Genomic DNA, 1,783 nt, shown 5'->3' on the forward strand with positions numbered 1-1,783 from the left:
GCTATTTACTTTGATCCCCGACCGTAGCACCGGGTGGCCGGAAAGACCGAAAAAGTCATTGTTCGCCTTCAGACCATGGCAGTCATAACTGCCTGCTACCGGCAGGTTAAACACAGTTTCCCTGATACCGTCAGGACCGGCAGTCAAGCCGCCTCCCAGAAAGGAACCGGTACAGAGGATATAAGAACGGCCGTAAATTTCCTGCCGGACATTCCCCACTTTTACCACTACTGCCCGGCAAGTCTTATTTTCGACCACTGCTCCCTCAACGGTAAAACCCTGCCTTATTTCCACCCCGGCCCGGCGAATGAAAGAGAACAGCATGTCGCTCAAACGTTTACCGGGAAGTGACGGGGGCAGGCCAGGTAACTCCATGACCTGGCAGTCGAGATTGGCAGCTAATTCGGCAGCCACCGTACTATCCCAGCGCACGCCCAGTACGGGTGGAAAGAGCAGGAGGGTATCACGCCTCACCACGCTTCTAAGCTGCTGGACAAGTTCAGCTCTGCCTTCCGCCGTTTCCAACCAGCGGGCCAGAAACTCAGGTCGTAATTCACCAGGGGAAAATAGGTCCAATTGAACGGCATCCACCTGGCAGCCGGTTGGCAGCCACCCGCTCCGTTTCAAATTGGTGGCCATGACCAATGGAAAAAAATCTTTCATTCCTCTAAAGCCTGCCACAACAGCCTTTTTAAGGCAGGCCTGGTTGCGAATCACCTGGCTTACGGGTGCAAGGTATGTAGGACGAACCGTACCTAGAGCTGTTGGCAACACCTGGTTCTGCCAACCTTTGGCGTAATATTGGCATTTCATTTGCCGGCAGAGATCCTGGAAAAAGGCCAGACTTTCTTCCAAGAAATCTACGGCTACAGCGTAAGGATGACCGGGATTATGTTTGATCATCTCCCGGATCTCAACAAGGGGATTGATCGCCATGACTTCGCTGGAGCCGGTGTATCCCCACACATCCACGCAGCCGGTGGATAAAGACAGTGTACCGCTGCCTGCCGTCAGCAAGAGCACTGCTTTACCGCGGATGGCGGCCCGGGCCGCCGCCATCAGACCGGCCATGCCCCCCCCAATCACCACCACATCATACTGATATCCCGCATTCATACCCGGCACATCCTTTCAAGGTTAAAGATGGTGCCGTAAATGGCCTGAGCAAGCTGAGTTTCCCGCAATTGCTGCCCCCACAATACCGGACGGATACCTTCCCATCGGCTTTGCAGGAAGTCGCGCAGGTAACGCAAGTTGTTTTCCCGTACGTCAGGATTGTGCTCCGCAGCAACTCCCAGAGTCCGGAAGGCACAAAAGGCACCCTGGCAGGTCCCCATGCCCATCCGGGTCTTTCGCCGGATGTCGCACAAAGTGAAGGTGTCGGCACAACCGGCCGCGTGTTCTATTTCCGCCCGGGTGACCAGTTCACAGTCACAAATGAGCTCCGCCTTATGGGGGTCGGCCACGGCCTTTTGTAAAATGTCTTTAAATTCGCTGCCCCAGCGCTCGGCGATCTTGACCGCCGAGAGGGACCCGAACAATCGCTTACCCAGATTTAATTCCGCCGGTGGGATGGATTCCGTTAACGGTTCCTGCGCCGTGCGGCACGGGATGTTGACACCCAGCAGGGAGCAAACCAGATCGGCCGTTTTTTCTGCCATCAACCGGTAAGTAGTCAGCTTACCACCCACAATGCTGATCATGCCGATCAAACCGTCCTTCCCGTGGTCAAGCAGAACGAAATTTCGAGATACCTCCCGGCCTGTCTGGTCGGTTGCGCCGC

The 1,783-nt window shown here is 55.5% G+C and carries 1 protein-coding gene and 1 pseudogene; both read right to left on the reverse strand.

The window, feature by feature from the left end; all coding sequences use genetic code 11:
* Positions 1-1,116 (reverse strand): anaerobic glycerol-3-phosphate dehydrogenase subunit GlpB (gene glpB / locus ACPLUI_RS14570; protein ID WP_424660962.1); only part of this gene is annotated, 1,116 nt, incomplete at its 3' end.
* Positions 1,113-1,783 (reverse strand): annotated as a pseudogene (locus ACPLUI_RS14575) (anaerobic glycerol-3-phosphate dehydrogenase subunit GlpA); the annotation flags it as partial. The pseudogene ACPLUI_RS14575 and the gene glpB, both read right to left, overlap by 4 nt.

The sequence above is a fragment of the Desulfofundulus sp. genome (assembly GCF_049701015.1).
Taxonomy (GTDB): domain Bacteria; phylum Bacillota; class Desulfotomaculia; order Desulfotomaculales; family Desulfovirgulaceae; genus Desulfofundulus.